17 protein-coding genes are annotated in these 18742 nt (G+C 72.0%); 8 read left to right on the forward strand and 9 right to left on the reverse strand.

The window, feature by feature from the left end:
• Nucleotides 1-38 precede the first annotated feature (38 nt).
• The 4 genes from O7598_RS30040 to O7598_RS30055 are packed head-to-tail and all read right to left on the reverse strand — an operon-like array spanning nucleotide 39 to nucleotide 3740.
• Nucleotides 39-1544: a flotillin family protein gene (locus O7598_RS30040; RefSeq protein WP_269694532.1), complete on the reverse strand. Its 1506-nt coding sequence runs from the start codon at nucleotides 1542-1544 to the stop codon at nucleotides 39-41.
• Between the two features lie 24 nt (nucleotides 1545-1568).
• The gene (locus O7598_RS30045) at nucleotides 1569-2111 is read right to left on the reverse strand and encodes a hypothetical protein (protein ID WP_269694533.1); all 543 of its coding nucleotides are present in this window, start codon (nucleotides 2109-2111) and stop codon (nucleotides 1569-1571) included.
• A 31-nt stretch (nucleotides 2112-2142) separates the two neighbouring features.
• Nucleotides 2143-3234 carry a hypothetical protein gene (locus O7598_RS30050; RefSeq protein WP_269694534.1) on the reverse strand — a complete coding sequence of 364 codons (1092 nt, stop codon included), beginning with the start codon at nucleotides 3232-3234 and terminating at the stop codon, nucleotides 2143-2145.
• The gene (locus O7598_RS30055; RefSeq protein ID WP_269694535.1) at nucleotides 3231-3740 is read right to left on the reverse strand and encodes a SigE family RNA polymerase sigma factor; all 510 of its coding nucleotides are present in this window, start codon (nucleotides 3738-3740) and stop codon (nucleotides 3231-3233) included. Before O7598_RS30055 ends, O7598_RS30050 begins: the two co-directional genes overlap by 4 nt.
• Nucleotides 3741-3807: 67 nt before the next feature.
• On the opposite strand from O7598_RS30055, the gene O7598_RS30060 reads away from it, so the two are divergent.
• Nucleotides 3808-4287 carry a methylated-DNA--[protein]-cysteine S-methyltransferase gene (locus O7598_RS30060; RefSeq protein WP_269694536.1) on the forward strand — a complete coding sequence of 160 codons (480 nt, stop codon included), beginning with the start codon at nucleotides 3808-3810 and terminating at the stop codon, nucleotides 4285-4287.
• Nucleotides 4288-4353: 66 nt separating this feature from the next.
• Here the strand turns inward: O7598_RS30060 and O7598_RS30065 are convergent, their stop codons facing one another.
• Both O7598_RS30065 and O7598_RS30070 read right to left on the reverse strand, forming a co-directional pair.
• Complete coding sequence (locus tag O7598_RS30065) at nucleotides 4354-5433, reverse strand: inositol-3-phosphate synthase (protein ID WP_269694537.1); 1080 nt, start codon at nucleotides 5431-5433, stop codon at nucleotides 4354-4356.
• Between the two features lie 23 nt (nucleotides 5434-5456).
• A complete protein-coding gene (locus O7598_RS30070; RefSeq protein ID WP_091062388.1) occupies nucleotides 5457-6095 on the reverse strand; it encodes a PadR family transcriptional regulator in 639 nt (212 codons plus the stop codon).
• A gap of 176 nt (nucleotides 6096-6271) precedes the next feature.
• On the opposite strand from O7598_RS30070, the gene O7598_RS30075 reads away from it, so the two are divergent.
• The 3 genes from O7598_RS30075 to O7598_RS30085 all read left to right on the forward strand — a co-directional run bounded on the left by O7598_RS30075 (nucleotide 6272) and on the right by O7598_RS30085 (nucleotide 11419).
• Nucleotides 6272-6718, forward strand: a complete 447-nt coding sequence (locus O7598_RS30075; protein WP_269694538.1) for a DUF5318 domain-containing protein — start codon at nucleotides 6272-6274, stop codon at nucleotides 6716-6718.
• Nucleotides 6719-6912: 194 nt separating this feature from the next.
• Nucleotides 6913-9738: a transglycosylase domain-containing protein gene (locus tag O7598_RS30080; protein WP_269694539.1), complete on the forward strand. Its 2826-nt coding sequence runs from the start codon at nucleotides 6913-6915 to the stop codon at nucleotides 9736-9738.
• Between the two features lie 121 nt (nucleotides 9739-9859).
• On the forward strand, nucleotides 9860-11419 hold the full coding sequence (locus O7598_RS30085) for a glycosyltransferase family 87 protein (RefSeq protein ID WP_269694540.1): 1560 nt from the start codon (nucleotides 9860-9862) through the stop codon (nucleotides 11417-11419).
• Nucleotides 11420-11474: 55 nt separating this feature from the next.
• Here the strand turns inward: O7598_RS30085 and O7598_RS30090 are convergent, their stop codons facing one another.
• Together O7598_RS30090 and O7598_RS30095 are read right to left on the reverse strand one after the other, a co-directional pair.
• Nucleotides 11475-13829 (reverse strand): hypothetical protein, encoded by a 2355-nt coding sequence (locus tag O7598_RS30090; protein WP_269694541.1) that lies wholly within the window; start codon nucleotides 13827-13829, stop codon nucleotides 11475-11477.
• Nucleotides 13826-14608 (reverse strand): deoxyribonuclease IV, encoded by a 783-nt coding sequence (locus O7598_RS30095; RefSeq protein WP_091061825.1) that lies wholly within the window; start codon nucleotides 14606-14608, stop codon nucleotides 13826-13828. Before O7598_RS30095 ends, O7598_RS30090 begins: the two co-directional genes overlap by 4 nt.
• Nucleotides 14609-15223: 615 nt before the next feature.
• Between O7598_RS30095 and rpsF the strand changes: the two genes are divergently transcribed.
• The 4 genes from rpsF (at nucleotide 15224) to rplI (ending at nucleotide 16875) form a co-directional block, all read left to right on the forward strand.
• Nucleotides 15224-15514, forward strand: coding sequence for a 30S ribosomal protein S6 (gene rpsF, locus O7598_RS30100; RefSeq protein WP_088643630.1), 291 nt, complete (start codon nucleotides 15224-15226; stop codon nucleotides 15512-15514).
• An 82-nt stretch (nucleotides 15515-15596) separates the two neighbouring features.
• A complete protein-coding gene (locus O7598_RS30105) occupies nucleotides 15597-16133 on the forward strand; it encodes a single-stranded DNA-binding protein (RefSeq protein WP_269694542.1) in 537 nt (178 codons plus the stop codon).
• A gap of 41 nt (nucleotides 16134-16174) precedes the next feature.
• Nucleotides 16175-16414: a 30S ribosomal protein S18 gene (gene rpsR / locus O7598_RS30110; RefSeq protein ID WP_007073789.1), complete on the forward strand. Its 240-nt coding sequence runs from the start codon at nucleotides 16175-16177 to the stop codon at nucleotides 16412-16414.
• 14 nt (nucleotides 16415-16428) lie between these two features.
• Entirely contained in the window at nucleotides 16429-16875 is a 447-nt protein-coding gene (rplI, locus tag O7598_RS30115) for a 50S ribosomal protein L9 (protein ID WP_091061823.1), read from the forward strand.
• Nucleotides 16876-16941: 66 nt separating this feature from the next.
• On the opposite strand, the gene O7598_RS30120 is transcribed toward rplI, so the two are convergent.
• The gene (locus tag O7598_RS30120) at nucleotides 16942-18450 is read right to left on the reverse strand and encodes a hypothetical protein (protein ID WP_269694543.1); all 1509 of its coding nucleotides are present in this window, start codon (nucleotides 18448-18450) and stop codon (nucleotides 16942-16944) included.
• Between the last annotated feature and the right edge of the window lie 292 nt (nucleotides 18451-18742).

Consider the following 18742-nt stretch of genomic DNA (forward strand, 5'->3'; position numbering starts at 1 on the left):
CCGGCTCCCCGAGGGGAACCGGCGGGCGCCGTCGTTCGTCACGGGTTGACGGTGCTGCCGTCCACCGTGCTCTTGCCGTTGGTGTGCGCGCCGCCCAGCCGGGCCAGCAGCCCGGCCAGGTCGATGCCGGTCAGGTCGCTGCCGAGCTGGAGGCCCTGGGCGACGTTCCCGGCCACCGACTTGGTCAGCGAGGAGGCGCCGTCGGTGGAGATGACGGTCATATTGTCGATCGCGCCGATCGGGGCGCTGGCCGCGCCGACCACCTCGGGCAGCACCTTGACCAGCAGGTCCAGCACCGCGGCCTCGCCGTACGCGGCGAACGCCTCGGCCTTGCGGGCCATCGCGTCGGCCTCCGCCTGCCCCTTGGCCAGGATGGCCGCGGCCTCGGCCTGGCCCTCCCGCTCGACCGCCTCGGCGATCGCGGAGCGCCGGCGCTGCTCGGCCTCGCCCTCCTTGGCGCCTTCGATCGCGTTCGCCTCGGCCAGCGCGGCCCGGCGGGCCCGCTCACCCTCACCGGTGAGCCGGGACTGCTCGGCGACGGCCTGGGCGGCGGCGATGGTGGCCTGCCGCTCGGCGTCGGCGCGCAGCACCGCCGCGTTGCGGGCCGCCTCGGCCTCCTGCTCCACCTTGTACCGCTGGGCGTCGGCCGGCTTGCGCACCTCGGTGTCGAGCTGGCGCTGCTTCAGCTCGGCGTTGCGCTCGGCCACCTTCTGCTGCTCGGAGAGGATCGCCTGGTCCCGCTCGGCCTGGGCGAGCGGACCGGCCGCTGCCGACTTCGCCTTCGCCGCGTCGATCTCGGCCTGGATGCCGGCCTGCTTGAGCGACAGGTTCCGGTTCGCCTCGGCGATCGCCTCCTCGGCGAGCAGCCGCTCCTGCTCGGCGGCCTGCCGGGCCCGGGCCTCGGCGATGGCCGCGTCCTTGAGCACCCGGGCGGCCTCGGGCCGGCCCAGGTCGGCCAGGTATGAGCCCTCGGCCAGGATGTCCTGGAGCTGGAACGTGTCCAGCACCAGGCCCTGGTTGGTCATCGAGTGCTCGGCCTCCTCGGCCACCGCGCTGGCGAACGCGGCCCGGTCCCGGATGACCTCCTCGACGGTGAGCCGGCCGACGATCGAGCGCAGCGCGCCGGCCAGCACCTCCCGGGTGAAGTTGTCGATCTCGTCCTGCTGGTGCAGGAAGCGCTGGGCGGCGGCCCGGATCGCGTCCTCGGTGCCGCCGACCTTGACGATCGCGACGCCGTGCAGGTCGGCACGGATGCCCTGCTTGCTCACCGCGCCCCGGATGCCGACGTCGATGCGTCGGCTGGACAGGTCGAGGGACTGGAGCTTCTGCACCACCGGCAGCACGAAGACCGAGGCGCCGAGCACGACCTTCTGCCCGGACATGTCGGTGGATCGGATGCCGTCGGCGGTCTGGGTGGTCCGGCCCTTGCGGCCGGTGACGATGAACGCCTCGTTCGGCCCGGCGACCTTGATCCGGGAGAGCACGAAGAACACGAGCAGGACGGCGAGGAGGACCGCGCCGCCGATGGCGACGAGCAGGGGCATGGGGGTTCCCGTCTGTTGAGGGATTCAGTAGGTCTCGACGTGCACGCTGGTCTCGCTGAGCGCTTCGACCACGAAGATCCGGGCGCCGATTCCGATGGGCTGGTCGGCCCGGGCGTTGAGCTTGACCGGCTGGCCGGCGAGGCGTACCCGGACCTCGCCGTAGCCGCCGACGGGGATCGGGGTCACCACCAGGCCGATCGCGCCGGTCAGGTGGTCACGGGTGGGGGTGGCGTCGGTGCGCATGTTGCGGGCCGCGCGGCTCAGTCGGGTCGCCAGCCAGCCGGTGGGCACGGCGGCGAGCACGCCGCCGGCCGCCGCCGCCGCGATCATCCCGGAGGTACGCCCCCCGAGCAGCTCGTTGACGATCGCGGCGCCGAACCCGAACGCTCCGGTGAACCCGGCGACCGCCTCCAGCGACACCGGCCCGTCGACGTCCGGGTGGCCGAGGTGCAGCACTCCCGAACCGAGCAGGGCGAGCGTCAGCACTCCGACACCGGCTCCACCGATGATCAGGAAGATGAGCGTCCCCGTGGCCACGACCTGCACAGTATCGACATCGCGCAACATCCACTGCGTACAGCGAACCCTCAGCGACCGCTCAGCCCGGCGCGATGGTCACCTCGGCGAGGCGGAACTCCTCCGGCAGCGGCTGGCGGACCAGCTCCCGGCCGGTGGTGTCGGCGTACACGAACTCGTGCGAGCCGTTCGGCCGCCGGTAGAGCAGCCGATCGGGGCCGGCCCAGACGGCGTCGGCAGCGGGCAGCGCGTTGACCACCCGGCCGGTCGCCGCCTCCACCAGCAGCGGCTCCCGCTGCCCCTGGACGACCACCAGTTTCCCGTCCGGCGACCAGGCCCACGGCCCGGCCGGGTCACCGGGTAACGGCTCGAAGCGGGTGGGCCGGCCGGTGTCGGCGGAGAAGAACTGCACGCCCCGGCGCGGGTGCCGGGCCGACTCGGACCGGGGGCGGCCCGGGTCGGTCTGCTGGAGCAGCACCTCCCGTCCGTCCCGGCTCCAGAGGAAGAAGCAGTGGTCGGTGCAGAGGAACTCGTCGGTGTCGACGGCGTGGGTGCGGCCGGCGCCCTTCGCGTTCAGCACGACGAAGCCGAAGTGGTCGACCCGCTGGCTGGTGAACACCAGGCGCCGGCCGTCCGGCGACCAGTTCGGCGCGCCGAGCGCACGACCCGGCTCGTACCAACGCGTCGTCCCGCGCGCCAGGTCGACGAGCCCGACCTGGCGGGGTCGGTCGTCGTCCCAGACCGCGACCAGCGACCCGGTCGGGGCGGGGAGGACCGCGTCGTAGCGGCCGTTGACGAGGTAACGGCCGCGTGCCCGGTCGGACTTCCCGTTCGACTTGGCGACCTCGTTCAGGCTGGTGACCACCCAGCCGCCCGGCAGTGTCAACGGGCCGTTCGACCAGTTCGCGCCCGGCGCCGACCGGATCACCGGCGACGGGACGGCGGTGACCGGCGGTGCGGTGGGCGGCGGCGCGGGGCGGGGGCGCAGCAGCACGAACGGCAGGGTCACCGCGACCACGGCGACCAGCACGGCGGCGGTCGCGGCGACCCGCCGGCGGCGGCGGAGCCGTCGGCCGTGCCCGAGCGCCCGCCAGGCCAGGTCCGGCGCGGGCACTGCGTCGTCGGCCAGGGCGCGTACGGCCGTGCGGAGCGTCTCGTCCAGCGACGTGCTCATCGGGTCACCTCCGCCGGGGTGGTCAGCTCGTCGAGCGCCGGCACGAGTTGCCGGAACCGAGCCAGCGCCTTCGCGCTCTGACTGGCCACGGTGCCCGGCCGGCAGCCGAGCATCGCGGCGGTCTGCTCGACGCTCAGGTCCTCCAGGTAGCGCAGCGTCAACACGGCCCGCTGGCGGGGCGGCAGCGCGCGCAGCGCGTCGCGCAACAGCAGCCGCAGGTCGCTGTCGTCACCGGCCGCCGGTCGTTCCGGCAGGTCGGCCACCGGGACCTCCGCGCGTCGCGCCCGCCGCCGCCAGCCGGAGACCTGGTCGTGGTAGAGGATCCGTTTCACGTACGGCTCCGCGTCGCCGCGGATCCGGGGCCACCGGGCGTACGCCTTGGCCAGCGCGTTCTGCAGCAGGTCCTCCGCCGCGTGCTGGTTGCCGGCGAGCGCGTACGCGACCCGTAGCAGGGCCGCTCCGCGCTCGTTGACGAACGCGGTGAACTCCCGGTCGACCTCGGCCACCGTCCACCTCCGTCTCTCAGACGCCCGGTGTGCGGGAAACTTTGCCCGCCGCGCGAGAATGGGTGCCATGCGCTGGACAGTGCTCGACTCGCCGATCGGGGAGTTCTCCGTCGGCACGGACGCCGACGCCGTGCGTGGCGCGCACTTCGGCCGGGTGGCCTCGGCCGACGAGGAGCCCGGTGACGACCTGGCCCGGCAGGCCGTGGCGGAGCTGCGGGCCTACTTCGCGGGCGAGCTGACCGAGTTCGACGTGCCGGTGTCGGCGCCCCGCGGCTCGGAGTTCGAGCGCGCGGTCTGGCGCGAGATGACACGCATTCCCTACGGGGAGACGACCACCTACGGCGAGGTGGCGAAGGCGCTCGGTGATCCGGGTGCCGCTCGGGCGGTGGGGGTGGCGTGCAACCGCAACCCGGTGCCGGTGATCGTGCCCTGCCACCGGATCGTCGGGGCAGGCGGCAAGCTGGTCGGCTTCGGCGGCGGGCTGCCGCGCAAGGTGACGCTGCTGGAGTTGGAGGCGGCCGGGGCGCTGCGCCGCGCCTGGTCCTGACGTACGCGAAAGGAGAAGGCCGGGTCCGCGCGGACCCGGCCTTCTTCCTTCATGCGGTACGGCGCGTCAGCGCTCGATCTCGCCGGCGATGAACGCCTCGACGGCGGCGTGCGCGTCGTGGTCGGCGTACTGCTCCGGCGGGGACTTCATGAAGTACGAGGAGGCGGAGAGGATCGGGCCACCGATCTTCCGGTCCAGCGCGATCTTCGCGGCGCGGACGGCGTCGATGATGACACCTGCCGAGTTCGGCGAGTCCCACACCTCGAGCTTCAGCTCCGCGTTGAGCGGGGTGTCACCGAAGGAGCGGCCCTCCAGGCGGATGTACGCCCACTTGCGGTCGTCCAGCCACGGCACGTGGTCGGACGGGCCGATGTGCACGTCGCTCTTGCTCATCTCGTGCGGGATCTGCGAGGTCACCGACTGGGTCTTCGAGATCTTCTTGGAGACCAGGCGGTTGCGCTCCAGCATGTTCATGAAGTCCATGTTGCCGCCGAAGTTGAGCTGGTACGTGCGCAGCAGCTCGACCCCGCGGTCCTCGAAGAGCTTCGCCAGCGCGCGGTGCACGATGGTGGCGCCGACCTGGCTCTTGATGTCGTCACCCACGATCGGCAGACCGGCGTCGGTGAACTTCTGCGCCCACTCCGGGTCGGAGGCGATGAAGACCGGCAGGGCGTTGACGAACGCGCAGCCGGCGTCGATCGCGGCCTGGGCGTAGAACTTGTCGGCCTGCTCGGAACCCACCGGCAGGTAGGAGACGACCACGTCGACCTGCGCGTCGCGCAGCGCCTGGGCCACGTCGACCGGCTTGGCGTCCGACTCCTCGACGATCTCGCGGTAGTACTGGCCCAGGCCGTCGAAGGTCGGGCCGCGCTGCACGGTCACGCCGGTCGGCGGGACGTCGCACAGCTTGATCGTGTTGTTCTCGCTGGCGACGATCGCCTCCGCGAGGTCCATGCCCACCTTCTTGGCGTCCACGTCGAACGCCGCGACGAACGTCACGTCCGAGACGTGGTAGTCGCCGAAGGTGACGTGCATGAGACCCGGGACGCGGTCGTTCGGGTCGGCGTCCCGGTAGTACTCCACGCCCTGTACGAGGGACGAGGCGCAGTTACCCACACCGACGATGGCGACGCGGACGGAGCCCATAGCGTCTGCCTCCTTCTTCTTCATCACGGCCGCTCTGTCCTGGACGTTCCAGGCGTGGGCGGGCTGTCGTTGTCTCCTCGGCCCGTGGCCGTCCCGGTGTCCGGGGCGGCCGGGGCCCGGCCGGAGCGCTCGTTGGCGATGAGCTCCTCCAGCCAGCGGACCTCGCGCTCGCAGGCGTCGAGCCCGTGGCGCTGCAGTTCCAGGGTGTACGCGTCGAGGCGCTCGGCCGCCCGGCCGAGCACGTCGCGAAGACCCTCGCGACGCTCCTCGATCTTGCGACGGCGACCTTCCAGGATCCGGAGCCGGGTGGCCTGGTCGGTCCGGGCGAAGAACGCGAAGTGCACGCCGAAGCCCGTGTCGTCGTACGTCTCGGGTCCAGCCTGCGCTATCAGCTGGGCGAAGCGTTCCTTGCCCTCCGCGGTAATGGTGTAGACCACCCGACCGCGTCGGCTGGTCAGCGCGGGAACCTCCTCGGCGGTCGCGGGTGTCTCGGCGGCTTCGGTGATCCATCCCGCCGCCTGCAGCCGGCGCAGGGTCGGGTAGAGCGAGCCGTAGCTGATCGCCGCCCGGATGGCGCCGAGCTTGGCGGTCAACTCCTTGCGCAGCTCGTAGCCGTGCATCGGAGCCTCCTGCAGGAGGCCCAGGATGGCGAACTCGAGCACGGGCGCCATCCCTTCTTTCCCCCTGCGTGGAGGGCTAACCACCGCGATGTATCGGGCCGATACATCGCACGTTAGCGGACGGGGGTGGCCAGGGCAAACCCCGGGTTACGCGACGCGATCGTCACTGATCGTGACCATGGTCGCCTCGGTTCGCCGGAGCGCGTACCCTTTGCCGCATGCGTACGCAGCGCCAGGTGGTCGACTACTCGCTCCAGAAGCGAGCGGTGCTGCGTGAGCTTCTCGCCGGTCGGATCGGCACGTACGACGTCTGTGACGCCTCGCCGTACCTGAAGAACGCCGCCCACTTCCACGGCGAGCCGACCGATCATCGCTGCCCGATCTGCCGTAGCGAGAACCTGATCCACGTCCACTACATTTACGGTGACGAACTCAAGCAGTCGGCGGGCCAGGCGCGTACCCGGGCGGAGTTGCCCGTCCTGGCCATGACGTTGCGTGAGTTCCAGGTGTTCGTGGTGGAGGTCTGCCCCGGCTGCGACTGGAACCATCTCGTCGAGCAGTTCCTGCTCGGCCGGGACGGTCTCGCGGGCGAGGCGGGGGACGCGACCGGGGTGGCCGTGGCCGACGGCTCCACCCCTCGGCGAAGGCGAGAGGCGCAACGGTGAACACGGCTGTCCCGATCGTCGCCGGCCCGTTGTCCGGGCGGCACGAGCGACAGCCGTTAAGCGTGATTGGTCCGAATAGCTCGCATTTGACGGGCGCGCGCCGGCAGGGCCGGCAGGTAGCGTCCCGTGTTTCAGCTCACGGCAACCCGGTGGCGACGCCCCCGCGTCCCACCGCGACCGGCAGGGTGTGAGGAATGAACTACGGCGATTCCAGTTCTTCGCGTGGGCGGGCCCAGATCCCGGGCCCGAACGGCGACCCCGGCTCCGAGCGGAGCCCGCGCGGGAACGGCTGGTCCGGCGCCCCGGAGGGCGGTGCCTCGGCGCGCGCCTCGGTCACGCCACGCGGCGCCGGCGGCCGAGCCCCGGTCAGCGGCGTGCCACCGGCGCCCCGCGGCACCGCCGGCGCGGCCCCGGTCGGCCGGGCCGGCGCGGGCCGGGCCTCGGTGCCCGTCTCGCCGGCACCCGGCGTCTCCGGGCGCGCGGGCGCCGGTCGGGCGTCGGTCCCGGTCTCCCCGGCCGGCCCGGCCGGACGCGCCTCGGTGGGCGCGGCGAGCGTGGGCGGGGCCGGGCGGGCGAGCGTCGGCGCGGCGCCGGTCGGCGGTCGGGCCGCGGTGGCCCGGGCCGGCGTGCCCGGCTTCAGCGGCGGTGGCCCGGGCGGCCCCGGTGGCCCGGGCGTGCCCCTCGGCCCGGCGCGGGGCGGTCGCGGTGACGACCCGGCCCGGTCGAAGAAGCGCCGTCGGCTCAACATGCTGATTGCCGGCTTCGCCGTGTTCATCATGCTCGCCGGCATCGGCGTCGTGAGCTTCACCTGGTACTCGCAGAAGGTGCTGCTGCCGGAGGACACCATCCCCCCGCTGTCCACCACCATCTACGACCGGACCGGCAAGACGCCCATCGCGCGGATCGGCGACCAGAACCGGCAGCTGGTCACCATCCAGCAGATCCCGGTGTGGGTCCAGCACGCGGTCGCGGCGGCGGAGGACCGGAACTTCTACCGCCACTCCGGCGTGGACTACAAGGGCATCGCGCGGGCCGCCTGGAACAACGTCAGCGGTGGCGACAAGCAGGGTGCCTCGACCATCACCCAGCAGTACGCGCGCAACGCGTTCGACAACCTGAACCAGGACACGTACGGCCGCAAGGTGAAGGAGGCGATTCTCGCCTCCAAGCTGAACGACAAGTACGACAAAAGCGTGATCATGCAGCACTACCTGAACGTGATCTACTTCGGGCGCGGCGCGTACGGCATCCAGGCGGCGGCGCGGACGTACTTCGGCAAGGACGTCGCCAAGCTGACCGTCGCCGAGGGCGCGGTGCTGGCCGCGTTGATCAAGCAGCCCGAGCCGAGCGCCACGCACCAGGGCTACGACCCGGCGATCAACCAGCAGGCCGCGCTGGACCGCTGGAACTACGTCATCAACGGCATGATCACCGAGAAGTGGCTCGACGCGCCGAACACGCCACCGCACCCCACGGAGTACCCGACCAAGTCGCTTCAGAAGCCGTCCAAGAACAGCGCCGGCGGCTTCGGCATCGACACGCCGTACGGCAACGTCGTCAACTACGTCTCGCAGGAACTGCGCGAGATGAAGCTCTGCACCGACAACGAGGCCGAGGTCACCGACAAGAATCCGCTCTGCGCCAAGGCGCTGAGCCGCGGCGGCTACCGGGTCACCACCACCATCGACGCCAAGGTCCAGAGCGCCGCGGTGGCTGCCGCGCAGCGGGCCAAGAAGGGTTCCGAGCTGGCCGGCCAGCCGGGCAACCTGATGGCGGCGCTGGTGTCGATCGACCCCAGTAACGGCGAGGTGCGCGCCTACTACGGCGGCGACAACGGCACCGGCACCGACTACGCCGGCAAGAACGTCGACAACGGCGTGGTCAGCGGTGGTCACTCGCCCGGGTCGAGCTTCAAGATCTACACGCTGGCGGCGGCCCTCGACGAGGGCATCTCCCTGAAGTCCCGCTGGAAGGGCAAGTCCTTCAAGCCGGACAAGATGGAGTTCACCGTCAGCAACGCGGGTGTCGACGCCAGCTGCGGCAACTCCTGCACGCTCGAACAGTCGACGCTCAAGTCGCTGAACGTGCCGTTCTACTACATCACCGAGAAGATCGGCCCGGACAAGGTGCTCGACATGGCCAAGAAGGCCGGCGTCAGCACCATGTGGCGGACGGACACCAACCCCGCCAAGGCGTACGACCTCGCCAAGTACGACGCCAAGGACCTCGCGCCCGATCCGTTCTTCCACGTCATCGGCTACGGCCAGTACCCGATCACGGTGCTCGACCACGCCAACGGCGTGGCCACGTTCGCCAACCAGGGCTTCTACAACAAGGCGCACTTCATCCGGAAGGTCGAGAAGCAGAACCCGGACACCGGTAAGTGGGACGTGCTCAAGACGGTGAAGACCACCCCGGAGCAACGCATCAAGAAGGACGTCGTCGCCGACGTCACCTCGGTGCTGGAGGAATACCCGGGCCAGGTGAACCGGCGGCTCGACGACGGCCGGAAGGCCGCGGAGAAGACCGGCACCTGGGAGTTGAACGCGAAGACGCTCGACAACGGCGACGCCTGGATGATCGGCTACACGCCACAACTCGCCACCGCGGTCTGGGTCGGCAACAAGGACGCCCGCAAGGCGATCAAGGACAAGGACGGCAACAAGATCAGCGGTGCCAAGATGCCCGGTGCCATCTTCCAGCGCTTCATGAACGACGCGTTGAAGGACAAGGAGAAACTCGACTTCCCGCCGGCCGCGAACATCGGCAAGGACGACGTCGGCAACGGCGACATGCCGGCCCCGCCGCCGCCGACCCCCGGCGGCCCCGCCTGCGATCCGCTGGGCCTGTTCTGCCCCGACGGCAACCAGGGCGGTGGCAACCAGGGCGGCGGTAACCCCGGCGGCGGTAACCCGGGCGGTGGTGGCGACCAGGGCGGTGGTCTCCCCGGCTTCCCCGGGGGCGGCGGCCGAGGCGGTGGCGTGCTGCCCAGCACGCCACCGACCAGACAGACGAACTGACGCGTAGCCCTGACGGCGGCGGCCGGACCCGAGCGGTCCGGCCGCCGCCGCGTTTCGCGTACCGGAATTTCTCCGCGCGCGGCGGGACGGACACCCCCGACGTACGGCAGGATGCCTCACCATGAGCACCCAGTCGACCGCAGGCATCGATGAACCCGGTGCGTCCGGGGAGTCGCCCCGACCCGGAGCGACCGCCGACCATCCGTCCCGCTCGGACTGGTTCGTGCGGGGCACGTCCGGCCTGATCGGCGGGCCGCTCGGTGACCACGCCACCGCCCTCGACCGGCCGGCCGGTCGCGAGGGCCGGTTCTGGACTGCGGCGCGGATCGTGCTGGCCCTGGTCTGCCTCACGCTCGCCCTGCACTGGGTGCAGAAGTCGCCCTGCCAGGACGGCGCCTGGCAGAACAACGTCCAGTACACCCGGATGTGCTACACCGACGTGCTGGCGCTCTACTACGCCGAAGGGCTCAACGAGGGCAAGGTCCCCTACGCCGACCACCCGGTGGAATACCCGGTGCTGACCGGCTACTTCATGGGCGCGCTCGGCCTGCCGGTGCACGCCCTCGGCGTCGACAACCCGGGCATCAACCAGGGGCAGTGGTTCTACAACCTCAACGCGCTGGTGCTCGGCGCGCTCGCGGTCGCCACCGTCGCGGTCATCCTCAGCCTGCGCCGCCGACGACCCTGGGACGCGGCCCTGTTCGCGCTCGCCCCGGCCCTGGTGCTCACCGCCACCGTCAACTGGGACCTGCTCGCCGTCGGCCTGGCCGCGTTCGGCCTGCTGGCGTGGGCGCGCGCCCGGCCCGACCGGTACGGCATGCTGCTTCCCGGACTGGCCGGCGTGCTGCTCGGGCTCGGCGGCGCGGCGAAGATGTGGCCGCTGTTCCTCCTCGGCCCGATCCTGGTGCTCACGTTGCGGGCCGGCCGGCTGCTGGCCGGGCTCGTCACCACGGCCACCGCGCTGGTGACGCTGGTCGCGGTCAACCTGCCGGTGGCGATCCCCTACCGGGAGAGCTGGGGGCGGTTCTTCGACCTGAACACCACCCGGCCCATCGACTGGGGCACGCTCTGGTACATCGGCCGCTACCTGGACGGTCGGATCAGCCCGTCCGCCCCCGGTGAACTCGGCCCGTTCGAGTGGCTCAACGCCAACATCTCCACGCTCAACTGGGTGTCGTACCTGCTCTTCGGGCTGGCCTGCCTCGGCGTGGCCGCGCTCGCGATGCTCGCCCCGCGCCGGCCCCGGCTGGCCCCGGTCGCCTTCCTGATCGTCGCCGCCTTCCTGATCTTCAGCAAGGTCTGGTCGCAGCAGTTCGTGCTCTGGCTGCTGCCGCTGGCGGTGCTCGCCCGGCCGCGCTGGGGCGCGTTCCTGGCCTGGCAGTTCGCCGAGGTCTGCTACTTCGCCGCCTTCTACGGCGAACTGCTCGGCACCGCCACCTCCCGGCCGGTCTTCCCCGAGGGCGTCTTCGTGCTGGCGTCCACCCTGCGCCTGGTCACCGTGGCGGTGCTCTGCGGCTTCGTCATCCGGGACATCCTGCGACCGGAGCGCGACGCGGTGCGGCAGACCTACGCCGACGACCCCGACGGCGGGTTGCTCGACGGCGCACCCGACGCGCCCTGGCACCAACGTTGGCGCTCCGGCGCCGCCGCCGACCGCCCCGTCGATCCCGTTCCGGCCTGACCGGGACGGCGGCGGCGGGGCGCGCCGGCCGGGACGCGAGGCGGCCCGGCCGGCCTCACAGCCGGTAGACGACCGCCTCGCCGACCTGCTCCCGGGTCACGCCCAGCCCTTCCACCGGCCGGTCGAGCATCCCCTCCCACGGGGTGCCGCCGAGCTGGTCCCGGAGCACCACCACGTTCCGGACCCCGATCCGCCGGAGGTAGTCGATGCTGGCGTAGTCGGGGAAACTGACCGTGGCCTCACGGACCTGGGCCTGGGAGTTCGGGGTGAAGCCGCTGCCACCGTTGACCATCGGCTGGAACCTGTCGGTCGACCAGAGCATCACCGGCTGGTCGAGGTTCTGGCTGCTGGGCAGCACCAGCATCGGACCGTCGACGGTGCGCATCGCCGCCGGCTGCCGCGGCACCACCGGGTGCGGCGTGACGTTCAACCCCTCGACCAGCACCAGCACCAGCGGCACCAGCGTGGCCAGCCGCAGCCAAGGGCCCGGCCACGGCGGGACCCGTTCGGCGGCCAGCTCACGCACCCGCATGCAGAACGCGGTGACCGCGCCGGCCGCGAGCAGGCCGAGCAGCAGCGTGGTCCAGAGCATCATCCGGCCCGGCGTCCGCAGCCCGTTCCAGCCCGGCAGGTAGTCGAAGAGCGGCACGTAGGTGAACCGGCCGCCGAGGAACCGGGTGCCCATCGCCAGCGCCATCGTCACCAGCACACCGGCGAGCAGGAAGAGCCGGTGGCGGACCCGCCAGACCGAGAAGAACAAGCCGCCGGCGGCCAGCGCGTAGAGCGCGAAGCCCGGCAGCAACGTCATCTCCGGATGCCACGGCAGCACCGCCCGCGCCCCCTCGTGCAGTCCGCCCCAGACCCGGGACTCGGCCGGCGCGGTGAAGAAGCCGCTGGCCGGCGGCGAGTAGAGGTCGATCTCGGCGAGTGAGCGCGCCGCGTTCGGATGCAGCTCGGCGACCTTGAAGAACGGAATCGCCAGCAACCCGCCGACCGCGGCGAAGACGAGCGCGCCGACCAGGTCGGCCAGGAACAGCCGCCGGCCGAACGGACGCTTCACCCGCCGACGACGGACGAACCACAGCACCACCGCGACCAGCCCGACGCCGGCCAACAGGTAGGCGAACGGCAACCCGATGCCGAAGCCGAGGGTGAGCTGCCAGGCGGCCACCAGCCAACCGGCCAGCGCCCAGCCCGCGTGCCGGCGACGCGGGCGGTAGCCGTGGCGCAGCGACCAGCCGTGCCCACGGGCGAGCATGGCCAGCGCCAGCGGGATGCCGCCGTTGGAGATGATGTGCAGGTGCCCGGCCTGGGCCAGCAGCCACGGCGCGTACGCGAAGCTCGCGCCGGCCACCGCGCCGCCGATCCGGCCCGCACCGAGCTGCCGGGCCAGCGCGTACGCCCCGAACGCGGCGAGCGCGTGAGCGAGCACGAACATGATGTTGTAGCGCAGCACGGCCTGCTCCGGGCCGACCCCGATCAGGCCCGCCGGAGCGTACCCGAGCAGGGTGTCGGAGAAGGCGAAGCTCCAGTTCTCCGGGAAGAACGTGTTGGAGTGCCACAGCATCGCCGGGTCGGTACGCAGGATGTGCCCGGACCACGCCATCTGCCACGCCTGCAGGCTCGGGTCCCAGTAGTCCTGCGGCAGCGTGTAACGCGGGTAGCGCAGGGTGGGCCAGGTCATCGCCGCGGCCACCACCAGCGTGGCGACGGCGGCGAGCGTCCATTCGTGCACCAGGAACCGGCCCACCGCGCGCCCGGTCCGACGGGCCCGACCGAGCACCGGCTCGGGGGCCGGCCCGAACGCGGTCCAGCGGTCCGCCGGCGCGTCGCCGTCCGTACCCCCGGCTTCGCCCCTGCCGTCGGTCTCGGTCCCGGGGTCGCGGTCCGTGCCGGCGGTCTTGTCCTCGGTGTCGGTCCCGGGGCCGCGGTCCGTGCCGACGGTCTTGTCCTGGGCGTCGGTTTCGGGGTCGGGGTCAGTGCCGGCGGTCCTGTCCTGGGCGTCGGTCCCGGAGTCGGGGTCAGTGCCGGCGGTCTTGTCCTGGGCGTCGTTCCGGGGGGCGCGGTCCGTGCCTGCGGTCCTGTCCTGGGCGTCGGCCGCGGCGTCGCGGTCCGCGCCTGCGGTTCTGCTCTCGGTCCGAGCGTCGCCGTCCGGGCCGCCGGTCCCGTGCTTGGCGTCGGCCCCGGCGGTCCTGGTGCCGCTGTCGTTCCCGCCGGTCCGGCCTTCTTCGGCGGTCTCGTCGCCGCCGGCCGCGGTGGTCCCCGGGGGCTCGTCGTGGGTGGCGGCCGTCGCGGTCGAGGTGGCTCCGACCCGTGCGGCCGATGCCCTGCCCGGTGCCGGCTTCGCGTCTGTCGCGGCGGCCTCCGCCTGGGGGGCGGCCCCGGTCGCGCCGGACTGCTCCCCGGTCATGCCGTGGCGCCCAGCTGGCCGCGCAGGAACGCGATGTCGGACGCCTGGCCCTCGACGCCTCCGGGGGTCTCGACGATCACCGGCGCGCCGGCCGCCCGGATCACCGCCACCAGCAGCTCGGGATCGATCGTGCCGCCGGTGAGGTTGTCGTGGCGGTCCTGGCCCGAGTTGAAGGCGCCCTTGGAGTTGTTGGCGTGGATCAGGTCGATCCGACCGGTGATCGCCTTCACCCGGTCGACCAGGCCCAGCAGTTCCTCGCCGCCGGCGTGGGCGTGACAGGTGTCGAGGCAGAAGCCGACCTCGTGGTCGCCGAGCGCGTCCCAGAGGCGGGCCAGCGCGTCGAGGTGGCGGGCGCAGGCGTTGTCACCGCCGGCGGTGTTCTCGATCAGCACCGGCAGCGGGAAGCCGCCGGAATCGGCCGCGTACGCGAAGGTCTTGCGCCAGTTGTCGAAGCCCTTGGCGAGGTCGTCCCCGGCGTTGACGTGACCGCCGTGCACGATCAGACCCTTGGCGCCGACGGCCGCCGCGGCGGTGGCGTGACCGAGGAGCAGCTTGCGGCTGGGGATGCGGATCCGGTTGTTGAGCGTGGCCACGTTGATCACATACGGCGCGTGGACGTAGAGGTCGACGTCGGCGGCGCGCAGGCGTTCGGCGTCCTCGCGGGGCTTCGGGGCCTTCCAACCCTGCGGGTCGGCGAGGAAGAACTGCACCGCGTCCGCCTCCCGGGCGGTCGCCTCGGCCAGCGGGTCGGCCGGATCGACGTGGGCTCCGATTCGCATGCAGGGCAGCCTACGTCGCCCCGCCGACGCCCGGCGTACTCGCACGCGGGGGGTCGCGGCTCCGAGTGCGCGTCACCACCTGGCCCGGCGGTCGTTGTCCGAGGTGAGATCGATGGTCGACGCTCCGCCCGGACGTGGTCCACAGCACGGCACGGGCAGGCAAGGCCCCCGGCAACGGGACGCCCCGCCGTGCGGCCCGGCACGACGGGGCGCGATCCACCAGCTGGACGAATTCCTGCATTTACCCCAAGTGGTGACGAGAGCCGCTGTATGGTCACACCAGGCGACAACATGATAAAGCTCCGCGGGGCGTCCTCGATCCAACCTCATCGGTGTGGTCGTTCCTCCCCAGGTCCCACCCAAGGAATGCGGACGGGACGCCTCGCGGCCCCGTGGACAGGGGTCCACCTTCTCGGCGCGCGACGCCGGAGGTGGGCCCCTGTCGCCGCCTCCGGAGCCACCCGGACCACCGGCCCCGGCATGATCGTCCGGACCGGCTATCCTGGTCCGGTTGTCCGCGTCCGGCCGGGTTCCCCCGGCACCGGCGGGCAACGACGCACGACCTCCTGCCACGGAAGGACCGTGGCCGCCTAGCCCACAGGAGGTGAGCACGTCTTGCGTCACTATGAAGTCATGGTGATCCTCGATCCCAGCCTCGAGGAGCGCACCGTCGCCCCGTCTCTCGACACGTACCTGAACGTGATCCGGACCGCGGGTGGCTCGGTGGAGAAGACCGACGTGTGGGGCCGCCGGCGCCTCGCGTACGAGATCAACAAGAAGGCCGAGGGCATCTACGCCGTCGTCGACCTCCAGGCGACACCGGAGGCCGTGGCCGAGCTGGACCGTCAGCTCCGACTCAACGAGTCGGTGCTGCGCACCAAGGTCATTCGCCCGGAGATGCGCTGAGCATCTAGGACCCGGCACGTCCGGATCAAAACCTCATCCGCGCTGTCGGAGGGCTCTGAGAGCCTGTACGGCACAACGATGAGTGCGCGAGGAGATGGTCATGGCAGGAGACACCACCATCACGGTCATCGGCAACCTGACCGATGACCCCGAGTTGCGATTCACCCCGTCCGGTGCGGCGGTCGCGAAGTTCCGGGTCGCTTCGACGCCCCGGTTCCTGGAGAAGGCGTCCGGCGAGTGGAAGGACGGCGAGCCGCTGTTCCTCTCGTGCACGGTCTGGCGCCAGGCCGCCGAGAACGTCGCCGAGTCGCTGCAGCGCGGCGCCCGGGTGATCGTGTCCGGCCGGCTGCGTCAGCGGTCGTACGAGACCCGCGAGGGTGAGAAGCGCACCGTCATCGAGCTGGAGGTCGACGAGATCGGCCCGTCCCTGCGCTACGCCACGGCGAAGGTGCAGAAGATGTCCCGCTCCGGTGGCGGAGGCGGCGGCTTCGGCGGTGGTGGCGGTGGTGGCCAGGGTGGCGGCGGAGGCAACTTCGACGACCCCTGGGCCTCGGCTGCCCCGGCCCCCTCCCGCGCTGGTTCGGGCGGCGGAAACTTCGACGAGGAGCCCCCGTTCTGATGGCGCCGAGCGCCCGCGATCGCAAACCAGGAGCAAGAGCAATGGCGAAGGCTGCGGCACTGCGCAAGCCGAAGAAGAAGGTGAACCCGCTCGACAAGGACGGGATCACCTATATCGATTACAAGGACACCGCGCTGCTGCGCAAGTTCATCTCCGACCGCGGCAAGATCCGCGCTCGACGGGTGACCGGCGTTACCTCGCAGCAGCAGCGGCAGATCGCCCGTGCGGTCAAGAACGCCCGCGAGATGGCGCTCCTGCCGTACACGGCCACGGCACGCTGAGGGGAGGCACGGACATGAAGATCATCCTTACTCAGGAGGTGTCCGGCCTCGGCTCTCCGGGCGACATCGTCGAGGTGAAGGACGGCTTCGGCCGTAACTACCTGCTGCCGCAGGGCTTCGCGATCGCCTGGACCAAGGGTGCCGAGAAGCAGGTCACGGTCATCAAGCGGGCCCGCTCGGCCCGCGAGGTCCGCGACCTCGGCCACGCCAACGAGATCAAGGGCCAGCTCGAGGGCCTGAAGGTCAACCTGAAGGCCCGCGCCGGCGACGGCGGCCGGCTCTTCGGCTCGGTCACCCCGGCCGAGATCGTCGACGCCGTCAAGGCGGCCGGTGGTCCGACCCTGGACCGTCGCCGGCTGGAGACGCCGGGCCACATCAAGTCGCTCGGCGCCTACCCGGTCAGCATTCGCCTGCACCCCGAGGTGACCGCCAAGTTCGACCTGAACGTGGTCAAGGGCTGACACCCACCGCACGACGGAAGGGCCCGCACCGAACAACCGGTGCGGGCCCTTCTCCGCTTCCGCACGTCAGCCGATCGCCTGGCCGGTCACCGCGCTGATCACCACCGTGGACAACCCGCCACCCACCACGGCCGCCGCCAGCGCCACCGTCGCCGACCGCCACGTCGTCCCGACCTGACGCAGCAGCACGGCCACCACCAGGCTGCTCACCAACGCCAGCCCGAACCGCGGCGCCGCCGCCGACAACGACGCGAACGCGTGCGCCCGCGGCGAGTCGCAGCCGCCGCCGCTGATGTCGGTCACGCACCCCGGCGGCGCCTGCCCGTCCAGGAACACCAGACCGAGGAAGAGCAGCACCGCCGGCACCAGGTAGCAGGCCGCCGTGTAGACCAACGGTCGCAGCGGGCCACCCGGATCCGGGTCCAGCAGGTCGTCCTCGAGCCGCCGGCCCCACGGACCGCCGCCGATCGTGTCCATCCCCCGCCGCAACGCGGACCCGCCCGCCCCGACCGGCTCCGCCGGCCGGCGACGAGGCGCGGCCCGGGGACGCGGAGCGGGGTACGCGACCATCGGCGACCGAGGCGCCGACGTCGGCGTCTCCATCCAGCGCGGGTCGTCACCCGCCAGGCGGGTGCCCGACCAGAACTCCTCCATCTGCTCCGGCGACGCCCAGCCCTCCCGGACCGGCGGCGCCGTACGGTCCCACGGGTCCACCGCCGGGTAGCGGTCGCCGGTGTCGCGCACCCGGTCGAGGTGACCGGTGTCGGTGAACCGGTCCCACTGGCCGGTGTGCTCCGTCCGGTCCCACCGGTCCTCCGAGCGCTCCCACCTCGTCCCGGTGGCGCCCCGACCCCACTCCTGCACGCCCGACGCGTCCCACGGGTCGACCGCCGGCTGCTCCACGGGCGCCGGGTCGACCGCCCGCCCCCGCTCCCACGGATCGACCACGGGTGGCGGCCAGGACGAACTCGACGTCGACCGCCGGCTCCGCCGCGTCGGCCGCTCCGCCTCCCACCCGCCGGTGTCACCACCCGGGCTCGCTTCCTCAGGCAGCCCCGACCAGGTCACCTCCGGCTTGCGGGTCGCCGCCCGGCGGGGCCGGCTGCGCGGGACCGTGCCCGACACCGGCTCGTCCTCACCCTCGGCCCGCCGGCTCCCGACGTACCCCCGCTCCTGCGGTGCGTCCAGGGTCCACTCGGCAGTGTGATCCGACACCGGCGCGGCGCCGATGGCCCGCATTTCACGTCGGTCGTCGTCGCGGCGCCACCCGACGTCGGCCCGCCGGCCGCCACCCGAGGACGGCGACTCGACCTCGACGTCCTCGTCGTCGTCGGGCGCGGCGTGCCGACCACCGCCGTCGGCCCGGCTGATCCCCGACTCGACCGCCCATCGCGGCAGGTAGGCGTCCACCGGCTCGTCCTGGCCACGCTCGATCGCCCGTCGGCGGCTCGGAGTGCGGTGGCGCTCCGGCGCGTACGAGTCGACCGCACGCGGACCGGCGGAGGTGTCCCAGGAACCGCTCGGCCGGCGCACGCGCGGGGTGTCCTCCCCGCCTGCCCAGTCCCGGTGTCTCACGGCCGGAGCGTGACCCTTCTCCTCAACCCGAAAGTGCAATCCGCTGTCAAGGTGCAGCCGTTCGCAGCGATAGTACGGGACGAACGGCGACAAGGCTCGACCTGAAATCTTCCGTCCACAGGGTGGGGATGGGAAAAGCCCAGGTCAGGAGCGATAGGCCCGGAATTCCCCATCACTTTTCCACACCCTGTGCACACCCTGCGCACATGCCGGGCCCTCCGCGTCCACAGGTTGTCCCGAGGCTCGTCCACCGGCCCTGTTGGTGGCTGACCTCGGGTTCCGTATCGTGGCC

This window comes from Micromonospora sp. WMMC241 (genome assembly GCF_027460165.1).
Lineage (GTDB): Bacteria > Actinomycetota > Actinomycetes > Mycobacteriales > Micromonosporaceae > Micromonospora > Micromonospora humi.